Source organism: Qipengyuania gaetbuli, assembly GCF_009827315.1.
Taxonomy (GTDB): Bacteria; Pseudomonadota; Alphaproteobacteria; order Sphingomonadales; family Sphingomonadaceae; genus Qipengyuania; species Qipengyuania gaetbuli.
In genome coordinates this window covers 1-15,408 of the sequence record NZ_WTYF01000002.1, presented here as the reverse complement: position 1 = coordinate 15,408, position 15,408 = coordinate 1, and the positions used below count along the sequence as shown (strand labels likewise).

The window sequence follows — 15,408 nt, the reverse complement described above, 5'->3', positions numbered from 1 at the left end:
CCTATAACGCCTCCCTGTTTCGACCAAGCCCTTTGTTCTCCGCACGGGACAAGGCGGTCAACCGCCGATTGACTGGCGCCGAACCTGCTGACAGACTTTGATTCATGGGGGATACGGCAACACTACCGCAGCACGACCCTGATCAGCAGAAACGATCTGCCGATCTTGCTGTCGCGCAGGCTCGCTATGCGATATCCTATGATATCGTGCCCGGAATTCCGATGGTGGCGCAGGTGCCGGAGGAGGCGACGCCGAGCAAGGAATGGACGCTGCGGACGCTCATTCCGCTCAAGAACATCCTCGCCAACGTGGTGGCCAACCGCTGCATCGAGGAAGAACACAACATCGAAAGCGCGTTCGAAAAGCAGGTCGCCAAGGGCCTTACTTTCAGTAGTCTGATCAAGGGGTTCGGGGCAGGCATCGAACAGGTGGGCGAGCTGCTCGACCACCTCGGCGAGGACGCCAGCCATTCACTAATGAAGAAGGTGCTGCGCGGCCAGCACATTACCGGCCATCACGATGCCACCGCCCGTAGCCCCTGGATGTCGCCCCTGACTCCGCACGGGCGGCCGAAGTCCATCCAGTGCTATGACGACCTCTACCGCGAGGTCGAACGCCCGCCGGTCATGGAACTTTGGCAGGACGACAACTGGTTCGCCCAGATGCGAGTCGCCGGACAGAACCCGATGCTGATCAAGGGCATCGATGCCTTGCCCGCCAAATTCCCGGTCACCGAAGGACATTATTCCGTAAATGCCGAGGCCGGTGACACGCTGGCTGCGGCCCTGAAGGAGGGTCGCCTCTTCCTGCTCGACTACGAGCTTATCGGCGATACGGTCGAGGACAATACAAACCCCATCCTCGGGGAGCGCAAGTACACACCCGCCCCGATTGCCCTGTTCGCCGTGCCGCCGACCGGCGGGTCTCTGCGCCCTGTCGCGATCCAGGTCGGGCAGGATCCGGCAAATTTCTCGATTTCCATCCCCGCCGACGGGTGGGCCTGGCAGAAGGCGAAGACCGCGGTGCAGGTCGCCGATGCGAACTATCACGAGCTGGTCTGCCATCTCGGCCAGACGCATCTCATCATGGAGGCGGCGGCGCTGGCGACGAAGCGCAACCTGTCCGTTCGCCATCCGCTCTACAAGTTGCTGATGCCGCATTTCGAAGGCACGCTGGCGATCAACAATTCTGCGGCCCATTCCATGCTGGCGCCGGGCGGCGTGATCGACCTTTCCTTCGGCGGCACGCTGGAAAGCATGATCCGGCTCGCCGGGCGGGCCGTGTCGGAATACGACTTCCACGCCGCCATGCCGCCGGCAGATTTCGCACGCCGCAAGATCGGTCCGGAAGGTCGGCTCGTCGACTACCCCTATCGTGACGATGCCCTGCGCCTGTGGGATGCCATCGGCGACTGGGCGCGGTCTTATGTCGATTATTACTATCGTAGCGATGCGGACGTTGCTGCCGACGACGAACTCGGGGCGTGGTCTAGGACCTTGTCATCTCCGCTGTCGGAAGGCGGGATCGGGGGCTTCACGCCGATTACCAACCACGCCGACCTGCGCAAGGCACTGGCCATGATCATGTTCACCGCCAGCGCACAGCACGCGGCGGTCAATTTCACGCAGTGGGCGGACATGTCCTATTCTCCCGCGCTTGCCGGCGCGCTGTGGGCGGAATGGAAGGAAGGGGATGCGACCGAGCAGGACTGGCTCGATCTCCTGCCCCCGCTCCAGTTCGGAGAGCTGCAGGCCGAGTTCCTTTCGCTTCTCGGCGGCGTCCACCACACGCATCTGGGCGAATACAAGTCCAACAGCTTCCCCTATTCCGACATGATCACCGAACCGGAGATCGTCGAAGGTGCTCTCGCCGTGTTCCAGGCGCGCCTGAAGGAGATCGAGATCCAGATCACCCGTGAAAACCGTGACCTAGTCACGCGCTCCGCACCCTATGTCTACCTGCTTCCGTCCAAAGTCCCGGCGAGCATCAACATATGACGGGCAAGGGTGGAGGCCATCAGCCGTCGATCGACGACCTTCCCTCGCCCAAGGGCCTGCCGATACTCGGCGACATGCTCGATTTCGTGGATGGCCAGCCGCCGTGGAACGTGATGCTCCACTATGCGCGCGACGTGGGAGCCTTGTCGCGGGTCGACTTGCCGGGGGCGGACATCGTTCTGGTCAGCGATCCGGAAGCGATCACCCAGATCATGGTCACGGACACGGGCGACTTCTACAAGAAAACGCCGACCGCCGCGCTGCGCCCGGTTTCGACTGACGAAGGGGACGTATTCACCCAGCCAGGCGGCAAGGTCTGGGCGGAACGCATGGCGTGCAATCCCATGGTGCTTGCCCTACGCGATGGCTGGCTCGACACCGCCCTGCCGCGCATGCACGAGCAGCTAAAGAAACGGATTTCCGGATTTGTCGGGAAGAGTTTCGAGCACACCTACGACACGCTGCTGCACATGGCGTTCGATGCGTTTTCGGTCATGCTCTATGGCGAGGAGTTCGGGGAAAGCACTTTCCGCGACTGGGTCATCGTTGCCAGCGAACTCGACCGGCGGATGAAGAGCAAGATGCCCTTCCTCTTCGATACACTCCCCGAAGAAGCGCAGGCGGCGCAGGACCGCAACCATGCGGCCTTCGTCGGCGCAGTCCGCAAGGCGCGGGCGGAGGCCAACCCGGTAGGCACCGATCTCCTGCGCCATGCGATCAGGGCGGGCTGCGACCACGATGATGACCTGCTCGCCACCGAACTGGCCAACATGTATTACGGCGGCATCGTTTCCAGTTCGAGCGCGGTAACCTGTACCCTCTACCTTCTAGGCAAGTCCGACACGGAGATGGAGCGTGTGTGCAATGCACTCGCCAAACTCGGGCCCGATGCCACCCATGCCCAGATCAGGGCTTGCGAGGAATTGCAGGCCGCAGTGCTCGAAACCTTGCGCCTCTTGCCGCCCGTTTCGCTCTGGACGCGCAATGTCCGCACGGATGCCGACGTGGTGGTCGCAGGATACCGGATGCCGGCGGATACCAGCCTGCTCATCGGCAATCGCCATGCCCATACCCATGCCGATCACTGGGAGGATGCCGAACTCTACAGGCCGGGCCGCTGGACCGCTGAAAGGCGGGCGAGCGATCCGCTCGGGAGCGACTATTTCTTCCCCTTTGGCAGGGGCGAGCGGACCTGTCTCGCGCAGGAGGTGGGGCTCGCCTATATCCAGCTCGCGGTGGGAACCGCGCTGATGCACAGCGACCCTAACGTCGGGCTTGGCGAGAAACTGGACCAGGATTTCTGGTTCGGCTGCATGGTGCCTAAGGACCTGAGTTCGAACTTCGACCGCAAACGGACCCCGGTAGATGGCGCTCGCTGAGCGGAGCGCCGATATCCGAGCGGAGGCAGACCTCCGGGCGACTTCGCGGCAGGCCGGTGACCTGAGGTCGGTCCTTTTCCTGACACCCGTCAGCACCGCGGTCTGGCTCGGCATGATCGGCGTTGCGGGTGCCATCTGCCTTGTTGCAGGTCTCTCGTGGTGGTGGCTGCCCGTCCTTGCTTATGCGGTGCTGGCCTTGCACGAGCTGCTGGCCTTTACCGTGTTCCACCGCGGGCTGTTCCCTTCGTCCGAACGCGTCGCGCGGGTCTATCAGTGGTTCACGATCTTCCTCGGCGACCGGGCCGACCTTGCGGCTCGCGGAGACCTTACCGAGGGCCTGTTCGACGGAGATTTCGACAAGAGCATCGAGCAAGCGACCCGCGACAAGTATCGCCGGATCGTCGAACTGCTGGGCCTGAAGCCGGGCATGCGCGTGCTCGACGTGGGATGCGGACTGGGCGACTTTCTCGCCTATCTGAAATCACTCGGCATCGACGGGACGGGCCTCACCCTTTCACCCGACCAGCAAAGGATTGTCGAGGCGCGTGGGATCGCGGCGCATGTGCTCGATTTCCGCAAACCCTTGCCGGCAAAGCTGGCGGGCAGCTTCGATGCGGTCACGCTGATCGGCTCGCTCGAACATTTCTGCACATCCTACCAGATGCGCGACCGGAGCGGCACCGACGAGGTCTATGCCACTGTCTTCCGTTCGGCGTCGGAGGCGCTGAAAACCGACACGGCATCGGGCAAGGTTTTTTCCGCGACGCTGCACAGTTCGGCTTCGGGCGGATGGACGGCCTCGGACTGGCTCCATGCCTATTCGTTCCATGCACACTATTCCGGGCTCTATCCGCGGATCGGAGATTTCGACCGGCTCTGCGCACCCTGGTTCGAGGTGGAGCACCTGCAGGACACGACTGTCGACTACCAGTATAGCTCGATCGCCTCGAGCCGGCACTTCGGCAATTTCACCGTAGGCTGGACAGCACGCAAGGTCGTGGCCGCGCTGCTGTTGCTCGTCGTGAACCCGTTCGCGCCCTGGTCGTGGATTTACCACCTGCGCCGGTCGTGGATGTGGCAGTTCGGCGGGATGGATTTGGAGCCGAGGAAGGCGCGGCCTGCGCACGCGCTGTGGTATGTCCACGCGCGCCGGGAAACCTCCCGGCCCTAGCTGGCCAGCGCTTCCAGTCCCGCGCGATCGATGATCCTTACGTCCCTGCGCGACGGCAGGTCGATCAGACCTTCCTTGCGCAGCTTGGTGAACTGACGGCTGACCGTCTCGATCGTGAGGCCGAGGACGTCGGCGATCTGCTGCCGGGTCAGCGGCAATTCCATGACCTCGTTGCTTTCCGGCATCGGCGCACAGGTGGCGGGCACGAGCCGGTCGGCCATGTCGAGCAGGAATGTCGCCATCTTCTGCTCCGCATTCATACGGCCGAGCAGCAGCATCCAGCGGCGCGTGCGGTCCAGTTCGGACAGCGTGCGTTCGAGAAGCTTGTGCTCCAGACGTGGGTGTTCGCGGGCAAAGTGATCGAAATCCGACCGCTGGAACGTGCACACGAGGGCAGGGGTCAGCGCCTCGACGCCGTATGGCGTGGTCTCGCCGAATGGCCGCCCGAGGAAGTCGGAAGGATAGGCGATGCCGAGAATCTGTTCCTTGCCTTCGCTCGTCTGGGTCGAAAGCTTCAGCAGGCCCTCGATCACGTTCGCCACGACAACGGCGTCGTCGCCTTCCCAGAGTACCTGCTCACCCGCCTCGACCCAGCGGCGGCGCCCGATCTTGTTAAGGACGTTGATCTCATCGTCGTGCAGGTCGCCGCAGATCGCGCGGTTGCGCACCGTGCAGGACTGGCAGAAGTTCGTGAGGGCTTCGGGCATCGACATTTCCACCAAGCAAATACCCATGGCGGCATGGTCTGCCAAGCGCGCTCGCGCCTTTTGTCCCGACAAGGACTGACGACATGGCGGTCCTCGGTGCGCGAGCACGGCGCGCGATGTGGCAAATTGCCGGACACCGTAAAAAAACGGGAAATAACGGCGGAATGCCGCGCCGAGCGCCCGGCTGGCACGAGGCTTGCAAATTTAGATGTACCGATAGGGTGTGCGCCTTTCCCCGTTTCCTTACCGTTGTTTCGGCATGGCGGAGCGCGCAACAGCGCCAGCCGTACAAGCCATTGGCTGACACTAGCTCAGGCCGAGAAACTGATAAATGCTGCCCACATTGCAGAGCAGATCGGACGACCGCTCAATCGTCATATCTGCGTGCACTGGGAAGCGGCTGGCTTGACCGATCGGGAAGCGATGGCAGCGACCACTGCCTTTCTCAAATACCTCAGGGAATGGTGTCGCGGGGAAACGGCCTACCTCTGGACGCGCGAGAATGGAGCGGGAAAAGGATCTCACGTGCATATCCTGGCGCATATTCCCGAGGGCAGAACCATGAGGGGTGCGTTGTCCCGGCGCTGGGTGGCGCGGTGCACAATGCGCACATATCGCGCGGGCGCGATCTTCACCCGCAAGATTGCTGGCTCTAGCCAGCCGTGGGGAGCCCACTACGGTCACAATCTGAGCGAGGTTCTCGCCTACACACTGAAGGGCACCGAACCGAAGTCTGCGCTAGTTCTGGGCATTGGTCACGAGAATGGCGGGCAGATCTCGGGAAAGCGCTGCGGAACCAGTCGCAATCTCGCAGGACGGCGCGAGTGACCGGGTAGGTTTTAAGGTGAGGCGGCGGCATTTTTGGACGCCTTAACGCGCGGGCGCATAGCCATAGCGGCGGAACAATACGCACGTAGGCGTAGCTAAGGGGACCAGTGGTCGGGACAGGTTTCGGGACTAATACGCGCGGGCGCGTTCTAAGAGACAACCGCAAGGTCTGCTTCTTGCTTTCCGGACCCAAAAGCGGTCATTCTGCAAACGACCCGATTGCGGTCATTCGCTTCTTCGTGCGATGTTCGATGCTTCGAACATTATTAAGGACCTGAAGGGGTGAACCAAGCTATCTTCCTGAGGCGTCTTGGCCGCAACGACGCCGGTCCGTACCGAGAGCTTCGGCTCCTCGCCCTCCAATTGCATCCTGAAGCATTCGGTTCCTCCTTCGAGGAGGAATCATCGCTTTCCGAAAATGCCTTCGCGGAGCGCCTAGACGACGGATTGGTCTTCGGCGCTTGGTCAGCAGAGCAATTGGTGGGTTGTGCGGGATTGGCGCAGCGAGAGAAGACCAAGCTGCGTCACAAGGCCATCTTGTGGGGAATGTTCGTCAGGCACGAAATGCGAGGGAATGGCGTTGGCAAACGCTTGCTCGAAGAGGTTCTCGATCATGCACGAACTTGTTGTGAGGAGGTCTTGTTGACGGTTGTCGAAGGGAACACAGCTGCTCAGGCAATGTACACTGGCGCTGGCTTTCAAGAGTATGGCCGTGAGCCGGGCGCGATCAAGCTCGGGTCTCATTATTACCATGAACTTTTGATGCGCCTGCCACTTAAAGGACTTTGAAGGAGACTCGAACGGCGAGGTGGCGAAGCTGGGACAACCAGCCAGCTTTTTGTTACCAATTCCGTCAGTTCACCATGCATGATCAGACACTTGGCGGAGTGTGGGAATAATGCTCTTCAGATGATGGTGCAGTTGCCCTGTAACAAATCTGCAATTTATTTCCCTCATCAAAGCAGACGTGACCCGAAGGGCTCAGACTTATGTCTAAGTTCCTCAACTTTGGAGCCCCGCTATCAGGCGGGGCTTTTTTTCAGAATGTCCGCTTTCCACCCACGACGCGCCTGTTTTACCGAGCTATCGCCATGCCAGGAGCGGAATGGCAATTAACGACCCGATTGCAGCCGGGAATTGCTTAGTTCATATTGCGCGAAAGAGCGGTCGCGTGAACGGCAGAAGGAGAGCCCATATGCTTAAGCGATACGTTATCGAGCGCGATTTGCCTGGTGTAGGCAAAATGAACCAAGACGAACTCGGTGGAGCCGCCAAGGCCTCCAATGCAGCCCTCGCAGAGATTCCCAATATACAATGGGAGCATTCATACGTGGCCGATGGGAAGACTTTCTGCATCTATCTTGCCGAGAGCGAAGAGCGCATCCACGAACACGCTGCACGTTCGGGCTTTCCCGCCACCAAGATTACCGAAATTTCAAAGGTTATTGACCCAACCACTGAGAGGTAAGCGTCAGTCGACTTAGGTTTTCCCATTCAAGGCTAAATCGGCGAAGCAGCAATCGGCGAGGAGCGGTCAGCGGCTAGCCCCGATTATGGACATTCATGAAGCTCCGGGGTTCACAGGTCAGTAAAACTTGACGCAAAAAAGGGCAGCAAGATCGGGCCAAATTTCCTTCTTCACATCCTCAACGATTTGCGAGAATAATCTACCAGACGACTCCTTGCTCTCCAATTGGGGCGGATATGGTTGGGCGTCGATGTGCAGGGTTTGCGCGTTGGTGTGTGAGGGGGAGTTGTCATGGAAAGTGCGCCCGGAATCCAAATCGAACGTGATCTCAGCCAAATCTATGGCGATCTCCTTTCGCAGGCGATTACCGGCGAGTTGGTTGGCATGTTGAACTATGCATCCCTTGCGACGCTTGCTCCAGACATCGGCGGACAGACTGCTGCGGTGCGCCATGCCGCCGCCGAGCTTCGTCACGCGGAGAATTTCCGGCAAGTTGCAAAGGAATGCGGGCTTGAGACGATCGTCAACCCTGGCGCACTAAGATGGGGTCAGGTCAGAGCCGCATTCTTGCGGTATGCAACTGAGGGCAATCTGATCGCCTGCCTGCTGATCCAAGAGGTCATGCTCGAATCCATGGCCGTGGCTCTATATTCGGAACTCGGTAAATTGCCGGATAAGCGCATCGCCAAAGTCTTTGCGGTTACGGCGAAGGAAGAAGCGCATCACGTCGATGCCGGGCTCGACCATTTATCGATCGCCGCTTCACGCGACCCGGAGGGGTTTGCCGACCTTGTGGAAGCTGTCCACGACGAGGTCATGTTCGCCATCGCCGAGATGCTGGCCGGTGAGGAGGGCGAGGATGCGCACTGCGGTCTGTGCGCAGGGAATTGCGTAAAACAATCGCTACCCGAGGTTGGCCTTGAACGCAGCAAATTGCGTGGGCGCGCCCTGCGACACTATCTTGAATCCCTCGACTCCCTCGGCATTCCGGGCGAACGGAGCCTAGCCTGGGTTTCTCGGCTGCCGCTGTAACGCAATGGGCCGACCAACCTTCGCGGCCATAGGGCACCAGCAGGACTGGCCCTCTATAGCAGCGATGGTCGATGGCATGCGGCAACGAGAACGAGCTGGAGCGAAGCCGGTTTCCCGCGCAGCGCTTCTTTCGCTGATGGACAGCCTGCCTCCTCGTGTAACCAGCCGCTTTCGAGTGGGCGCTTCCAATGGGAGCGAGGGGATCGAGTCGATCTATATCGAAACTTTCATCAGACCGGACGAACTGAACGGAAGGCCGGGAAAGAGCGTCCTGCAAAAGGTGGAGCAAGCGATCGCGGTTGCATCTAAGGAGGGCGCTCAGGTTGCAACTTTAGGCGGTTTCACGTCCATCTTTGTGGAAGCAGGCGCGAAGATTCCTGCCGACGCGCCTGCGCTGACGAGCGGCAATACGCTGACAGCGGCGCTGATCGTTCGCGGCATCGAGCGGGCATTATCAGGCCTTGGTCGCAACCTATCGACGGAAGACGTGCTGGTGATCGGAGCCAGCGGGGATATCGGATCCGGTGTTTCGCGCTGGCTTGCCGGTCGCTGCAGGAGCCTCACCCTTGCAGCTCGCAATCGCCAACGGCTCGAGCGGGAAAGAGCTATCTTGTCGGGTGAAGGCAGGGTTGAGATCGCCTATGATGTGGCTGCGGCACTGTCACAAGCCACGCTGGTGGTTGCAGCCGCAAGCACAACCGACAATCCCTTTCCGCTCGACAAGTGCAGGCCAGGCACGCTCCTTTGCGATGCAGGTTACCCTAAAAACCTTGCTGCTCGCGTTCCGCAAGGAGTTCACCTGTTCCACGGTGGCATGGGTGAAATATCGGGAGGTCTACCTAGCCACGATGGCATGCTTGAGCAGTTCTATCGCTTTCCTCAACAAGGCATAGCTCACGGCTGCATGCTTGAAGGTGCGGTGCTCGCCCTAGCCGGCAGGTACGAGCCGTTTTCGCAGGGGCGAGGCCGAATTACCCCGCAACGGATCGACGAAATTTGGGCGCTGGCCTCGACGCATGGCGTGTCGCCAGCTCCCTTGTTCAATGACGCTGGTCTTTGGCTCGCAGAAAGGTGCATGTGACCGAGGCAACTCCTTATGGTGGAAGGCTCATGTTCGCCCAGTCCTGGGAAGATCCGGAATGCGATCGCAAGGCCTTGCGGATCAGATCGGGAGACGACGTTGTCGCGATCACTTCAGGTGGCGACAACGTACTTGATCTGCTTCTTGACGATCCGGCGAGGATCGTAGCTGTCGATATCAACCCTGCGCAAGCGTATCTCTTCGAGCTGAAGCGAGCGGCATTCGTGCATCTTGATTATCCCGGCCTAATTCGGCTTCTGGGCGTCGACGGCACTTCGAACTCCTTTGAAAAATATCGGATCGTTCGGGACACCATTTCGCTGTCAGCCCGCAATTTCTTTGATGCGCGCGAGAGCTGGTTTGAAGCCGGCCTGCTGACGCAAGGAGGGTTCGAGCGATACTTTGCCATTCTGCGCCGGATCATTGCGCTGGCAGTGGGGAGCAAAACGATGAGCCGTCTGTTCGAACTTGAACCTGGCCAACAACCTGCATTCTACGAAGAGCAGTGGGATGGCTGGCGCTGGCGGGCGCTGATGAGGATCGGCTGTAGCAAGGCCCTGCTAGGTAACCGCCTTGATCCGACGTGGTTCGCGGATTCGGAAGCTGCCGATTTCGGGCGCCATTTTACCGGCCTGGCCCAGCATGTTCTAACCCGCCTTCCGGCTCGCGAGAATTACTTCCTCTCCCAGATCCTGCTCGGGCGCTATTCCGGAAATTCGATGCCCACCTACCTCCAGGAAGAGAATTTCGCTACCATTCGCGAGCGGATCAATCGAGTCCAAGTCGTCACTGCAGGCATCGAGGATGGTCTGCGCGCGCTGGCCGATAATTCAATCGACGCCTTCGCGTTGTCGAATGTGTTCGAATATAGCCCGGTTGATGTCTTCGAAGTGGCAAAAGATGAAATCGTCAGGGTTGCGAAGCCAGGTGCCAGGATCGCTCACCGCAATCTGCTCGCTCCCAGGCGCTTCGGCCAGGACTATCGCTTCAATGTCGATCCCGAATTATCGGACGTTTTAAGGGCATCTGATCGAGGCTTCATCTATTCGCATTTCGAAGCGGGCTCCCTTGCATGATGGCCGCAGCCGACATCCGCGTTCGGGAAGTCGGCCCACATGAAGACAGCGCTGCTCTGGAATTGGAACGCCGGTGCCCTCAGGGGCGTGCGTTCAGAATCGTGTTTGAGCGGGAATCATTTCGCCGAAGGACGGATGCGTTTCCTGAAGCCAGACTTATCGGCGCATGGCACAGGGGCCAACTGATCGCGGTCGGTGGCGGGGCGATCAAGGACGTGAGCTGGGAAGGTTCAGAGACACGTTCTCTCATGCTTTACGACTTCAGGGTCGATCCGGCTTACCGCCGCGAAGGGGTCGGTCGTCTGCTAACCGAAACGCTGATCGAGTGGGCAAAGCCGAAGGCAGAAATCGGGATCGCCTATTCAATGGGAGACAACCGCGCGATCCAGGCGATGGCGCGGGAATGGATCGGCGCAGACTCGGCGCCAGCGTTCAGCCTGCTCGCCTATCCCACTTTCCGTCGAAGTGGAGCAGATGACCTGGTAGTTGTGCCTGCAGAGGAGACACGAGCCAGCTACCTCCGGTTTCGTAAGGACGCCGTGCTGCAATGCCATGCTTGCGAAGCTTTCGACTCCGACCAGATGATTGGTTCATTCCGTTGCGCTTCAGGCCCCGCCGCAAGCTGCTCCATCTGGACGACCAAGGATATACTCGAAGAAGTTGTTGTCGGGCTGCCGACACCCCTCAAGCTAGCCAGCAAGTTCTTCGGCGGGAGTCTGGCGCGCCGGATCGGCATGCCGCATGTGCCAAAAATCGGCGGAACGCTCCGATCATGGCTCGTGTTCGATGGTCACGCGGCGGATGAAACCGCTGCCCGCAAGCTGTTTTCTGCAATAGCGCAGAAGGGGCGGGCGGCGAATGTCGATCATTGTCACATCCTCCTGCCACCTCAATCTTTACTCCCGGGTGCATTGTGGCGGGATGTGCCCAAAGTATTTGCGCCCCTCATTCCGTTTTCGATTATGGCGCGGGAGCTCGCAGGCCGACCGCTGCTCCTTCCCGGACCGGTAGTCGATCCACGGGACATCTAGGGAGGGACTCGGATGGAGAGTGCGGTTCGCTCGAGCGACATCTCCAGCGATCGGGTGGCACGCCTTGGCCTGATTTGCTGGCGCAAACCCTGGCTGGTGATTGCTGGCTGGACAATCGTCTGCTTGGCAGCCGCCCTTGCTATTCCTCAAATGTCGGATCGTTTGCTCAGCGGATCGGGCAAGATCGAAGGTAGCGTCTCACAAAGAGTAGATTCTCAGTTGGTATCCGAATTCGAGGTCAGCGAGGGCCAATCCTTGGTGTTGGTCTATCACTCGCAAGACCTTGTCGGCCGGGCTGCCGCCGCTGACGAGATCGCCGAACGTGTCGATGAGACTCTGGCCCAGTTAGAAACGATCGACCGCGTGATCCCCGCCACAGACATTGTGGAGGATAGCGGGGACGGAAGCACGCAGGCCCTTATCATCAACTTCCGTTTGGATAACTCACTCGCAACCGAGCAGCAGGTCCCACTGGTCCGGGCCAAGATCGATCGCCTATTCTCCGATGTCGCAAGTTCAATGTCGCATCTCGAATGGGCAATCACTGGTCGCGCTGCACTGACCTACGATATCAATATCTTCAGCGCGCGCGACAGCGCCGACGCGGAGCTCAGAGCCATTCCCCTGACTTCGACAGTCCTTCTCCTAACGTTCGGAACAATTCTGTCAGCCATCCTCCCGATCGTCTTGGCAATTGCCGCTCGAACCGCAGCATTCGCTTCTATCTTGGTTATTGCCGGGGAATGGGAAGTTTCGAATCTCGCACAGAGCATTACGACGATGATCTCTCTCGCGCTGGGGATCGACTATGCGCTGTTCATTTATCATCGCTACCGCCGAGAGCTCGGGAATGACGCGGCGGACCGTGACCACAAGTCTGCCAAAATCGCGCGCGAGGCAGCGATGCTTAAGGCTATGGCGAACTCCGGAAAGGTCGTCCTCTATAGCGGCACGGTGGTTGCGATAGGAATGGGAGGATTGCTCCTGACGCCTTTGATGCAGACACGGTCCATCGGGCTCGGCGGACTTTGCGCTGTCATCTTCAGTGTCGCAAGCGCCCTCACTCTCCTTCCTGCTCTTCTTTCTCTAATTGCTCCGAACGTGCTCGATTGGCCGCGTATGTTGCGCATCAGAATGCCTCCTCAAGCTGGCACACGTTGGACCTCGTGGGGTCAGATAGTCGTGAAACGACCCCTGACGGCTATCTTCTCAAGTCTCTGCATTATGGCCCTGCTCGCGGCCCCTGCAATGCAGACTGTCTTCGGCTTCCCGGAAGACGACTTCCTCCCCGAGGAGCTGGAATCCGCACGGGGCCTGACGATGCTTGAGGATCTCGGTGCCAAGGGGCTCGTATCGCCCGTTTTCATAATCGTATCCGACGCGTCCGGCCGGCCGGTCATCTCCCTTGAGCGAACAGAAGCGCTTTCGCAGTTCATTGCCAAGATCGGAACCGATCCCCGCGTGTCCGAAGTTCTCAGCCCGAGCCTTACGCCCGGCACACGATACACGCCATTTGGCATGCCAAGCGCAGATCAAATGACAAATGACGCCAAGGACAAGATACTGCTTCGCGTTGTCCCGTCGACCAAGACCGATCTCGCGGAATTGCGACAATTGGCCGATGAAATCCCCTATTGGCTCGATGATCGATCACTTTTCGTCGAAGTCGGTGGACAAGCCCAGTATTTCAACGATTTCGACGCGCGGATGAAAGATGGCTACGCGGCAATCGTGGGCATAGTGCTGGGAGCCACGGGAATGCTCTTGCTGGTCCTGTTCCGTGCCCCTGTGGCAGCGCTCAAGGCGATGCTACTTAATCTTCTGTCGGTTGGTGCAGGCTATGGAATGGTGGTCTTCGTATTCCAGTTGGGGTACGGCGCGACCCTCTTCGGGCTGGAAGAACCCACGGAGCTGGTCCCGACCAGCGTCCCGATAGTGATCTTCGCAGTACTTTTCGGTCTCAGTATGGACTATGAGATTTTCCTGATCAGCAGGATGAGAGAGTCATTCCTGCGGCACGGCGACAACGCTTTGAGCATTGTCGAAGGCCTGGCCGCGACCGGTTCCGTCATAACCGGCGCCGCACTGATCATGGCTGTGGTGTTCGGCGCATTCGCCTTTTCCGGGATAGTGATACTGCAGATGACCGGTCTTGGCCTAGCCACGGCGGTGATTGTCGATGCCGTGATCATCCGCTCTCTGCTTGGTCCTGCATTGATGACTCTTGCAGGAGGATGGAACTGGTGGCCGCTCAAGGTCGATGGTTCGAAGATTCAGTCACAAGTGTAAAATGGTCGAGCTGGTTTTTGCTTGAAGCTGTTTATGCCGGTCGGCCTCTAGCTAAAGTCTGCTTTCCCCCCAGGGGGTAACCCACTGCAAGAGGCAGCAATCGGCGGAGGCAAAAAGGTCATTAGCGGTCAGAATGCTGACCCGCTATCGCCGGCTGAGGCGCTTGCGAGTGCACCTACCCCGGGCTAATTCGAAATTCAGGGAATGCATTTGCTGAGGAGAGCGTATGCCCGCCTATCTAATTGCCGACGAAACGCTCACCGACCCCGAATCTTTTGAAGAATACAAACGAGCGGTCCTCCCACTCATTACGAACTTTGGCGGCCGGTTCTTGTCTCGAGGCGCAATTCCAGAAACTTTGGAAGCGGGAAGAGATTGGACCCCTGATCGAATGGTAATCATCGAGTTTCCGAACATGGCGGCGCTTAAGGCTTGGTACAATAGTGCCGACTACGCGCCCGTGCGGTCACTTCGCCTTAGATCGGCAAAGAGCACTCTCGTTGCACTGGATGCCGGCTCTTCTGGCTGAAAAGGGCTAGGAGAATGTCCGCTTCCCACCCACTTCGTGACCGTTTCACCGAGCTAACGATGAGCCAGGAGCGGACGGGCGGCTAACGACCCGGTTGCGGACACAATTTTATCGACATCTTCCGCGTCAAAGTGCCGCAAGCCACCGCTTGAGCTCTTTTGGTCCGCGCAGGCGAATTATCTTGGCCTGATGACCTTCTAGTGCCTGCTCTGTGCGAGGACGCGGGCCCCGGTTCCAGAACAAGACGTAGAGGAAAAACTCTAGGTCAAAGCGTTCCGGGCAGCCTTCGGTCATGTCCGGACGTGTGGTGCCACGGTGTCGGAAGACTCTCAGCATCAGGCGCCAAAGGCAGAGGCCGATGGGAAAGTCGAGGTAGATTATCGCGTCTGCTCTCGGAAGACGGAGATCGAGCGTGCTGCCGTAATTACCCTCGATCAGCCAGCGATCAGTCGCTACGAGCGCACCCAGTTTTTCTCTCAACTCGTGTTTGTCGGTCTCTACCCATCCGGGTAGCCAGCCCAAGTGGTCCATATGGTAAATCGGAAGATGAAGCCGACCCCCAAGTTCCCGGGAAAGGGTGGATTTGCCTGAGCCACAGGGTCCAATGATCAAAACGCGCTGCAAATTGACCCCCGGTTAGAATGGTTTTGGACGTGATGGACGTGCCGACTCGTTCGACCTGCCATCCCCTACGCGTGCAATCCAACATCTATAGCAGTCAACTTCAGGCCCCGGCTGCCCAAAGTCCGCTTTTCACCCATCTAGCGACAGTTTTGCCGAGTTAGCGATGTGCCAGGAGCGGACGGGCGGCTAACGACCC

Annotated in this window: 14 protein-coding genes; 12 read left to right on the top strand and 2 right to left on the bottom strand. The window is 59.3% G+C overall.

Annotation, left to right across the window (positions count from 1 at the left end):
• Window positions 1–104: 104 nt before the first annotated feature.
• From GRI42_RS00135 to GRI42_RS00125, 3 genes are read left to right on the top strand one after another with little or no spacing between them, the layout of a single operon-like run.
• Window positions 105–1,997 carry a lipoxygenase family protein gene (locus tag GRI42_RS00135; RefSeq protein WP_160606057.1) on the top strand — a complete coding sequence of 631 codons (1,893 nt, stop codon included), beginning with the start codon at window positions 105–107 and terminating at the stop codon, window positions 1,995–1,997.
• Window positions 1,994–3,376: a cytochrome P450 gene (locus tag GRI42_RS00130; protein ID WP_160606056.1), complete on the top strand. Its 1,383-nt coding sequence runs from the start codon at window positions 1,994–1,996 to the stop codon at window positions 3,374–3,376. Before GRI42_RS00135 ends, GRI42_RS00130 begins: the two co-directional genes overlap by 4 nt.
• Window positions 3,363–4,547, top strand: coding sequence for an SAM-dependent methyltransferase (locus GRI42_RS00125; protein ID WP_160606055.1), 1,185 nt, complete (start codon window positions 3,363–3,365; stop codon window positions 4,545–4,547). Before GRI42_RS00130 ends, GRI42_RS00125 begins: the two co-directional genes overlap by 14 nt.
• On the opposite strand, the gene GRI42_RS00120 is transcribed toward GRI42_RS00125, so the two are convergent.
• Complete coding sequence (locus tag GRI42_RS00120; protein ID WP_226700155.1) at window positions 4,544–5,254, bottom strand: Crp/Fnr family transcriptional regulator; 711 nt, start codon at window positions 5,252–5,254, stop codon at window positions 4,544–4,546. The two genes, GRI42_RS00125 and GRI42_RS00120, sit on opposite strands and share 4 nt — an antisense overlap.
• A 96-nt stretch (window positions 5,255–5,350) precedes the next feature.
• On the opposite strand from GRI42_RS00120, the gene GRI42_RS00115 reads away from it, so the two are divergent.
• The 9 genes from GRI42_RS00115 (at window position 5,351) to GRI42_RS14185 (ending at window position 14,588) form a co-directional block, all read left to right on the top strand.
• The gene (locus GRI42_RS00115) at window positions 5,351–6,082 is read left to right on the top strand and encodes a hypothetical protein (RefSeq protein ID WP_160606054.1); all 732 of its coding nucleotides are present in this window, start codon (window positions 5,351–5,353) and stop codon (window positions 6,080–6,082) included.
• Window positions 6,083–6,364: 282 nt separating this feature from the next.
• Complete coding sequence (locus GRI42_RS00110; RefSeq protein ID WP_160606053.1) at window positions 6,365–6,871, top strand: GNAT family N-acetyltransferase; 507 nt, start codon at window positions 6,365–6,367, stop codon at window positions 6,869–6,871.
• 406 nt (window positions 6,872–7,277) lie between these two features.
• Entirely contained in the window at window positions 7,278–7,550 is a 273-nt protein-coding gene (locus GRI42_RS00105; protein WP_160606052.1) for a DUF4242 domain-containing protein, read from the top strand.
• A 291-nt stretch (window positions 7,551–7,841) separates the two neighbouring features.
• The gene (locus GRI42_RS00100; protein ID WP_160606051.1) at window positions 7,842–8,582 is read left to right on the top strand and encodes a ferritin-like domain-containing protein; all 741 of its coding nucleotides are present in this window, start codon (window positions 7,842–7,844) and stop codon (window positions 8,580–8,582) included.
• 64 nt (window positions 8,583–8,646) lie between these two features.
• Window positions 8,647–9,663, top strand: coding sequence for a hypothetical protein (locus tag GRI42_RS00095; protein ID WP_160606050.1), 1,017 nt, complete (start codon window positions 8,647–8,649; stop codon window positions 9,661–9,663).
• A gap of 29 nt (window positions 9,664–9,692) precedes the next feature.
• Window positions 9,693–10,739 carry a DUF3419 family protein gene (locus GRI42_RS00090; RefSeq protein WP_234033739.1) on the top strand — a complete coding sequence of 349 codons (1,047 nt, stop codon included), beginning with the start codon at window positions 9,693–9,695 and terminating at the stop codon, window positions 10,737–10,739.
• A complete protein-coding gene (locus tag GRI42_RS00085; RefSeq protein ID WP_234033738.1) occupies window positions 10,736–11,770 on the top strand; it encodes a GNAT family N-acetyltransferase in 1,035 nt (344 codons plus the stop codon). Before GRI42_RS00090 ends, GRI42_RS00085 begins: the two co-directional genes overlap by 4 nt.
• A gap of 12 nt (window positions 11,771–11,782) precedes the next feature.
• On the top strand, window positions 11,783–14,059 hold the full coding sequence (locus GRI42_RS00080) for an MMPL family transporter (RefSeq protein WP_160606047.1): 2,277 nt from the start codon (window positions 11,783–11,785) through the stop codon (window positions 14,057–14,059).
• A gap of 226 nt (window positions 14,060–14,285) precedes the next feature.
• Window positions 14,286–14,588 carry a DUF1330 domain-containing protein gene (locus GRI42_RS14185; RefSeq protein ID WP_160606046.1) on the top strand — a complete coding sequence of 101 codons (303 nt, stop codon included), beginning with the start codon at window positions 14,286–14,288 and terminating at the stop codon, window positions 14,586–14,588.
• A gap of 126 nt (window positions 14,589–14,714) precedes the next feature.
• Here GRI42_RS14185 and GRI42_RS00070 read toward each other — a convergent pair whose 3' ends face one another.
• Window positions 14,715–15,119 (bottom strand): P-loop NTPase family protein, encoded by a 405-nt coding sequence (locus GRI42_RS00070; protein ID WP_234033733.1) that lies wholly within the window; start codon window positions 15,117–15,119, stop codon window positions 14,715–14,717.
• Between the last annotated feature and the right edge of the window lie 289 nt (window positions 15,120–15,408).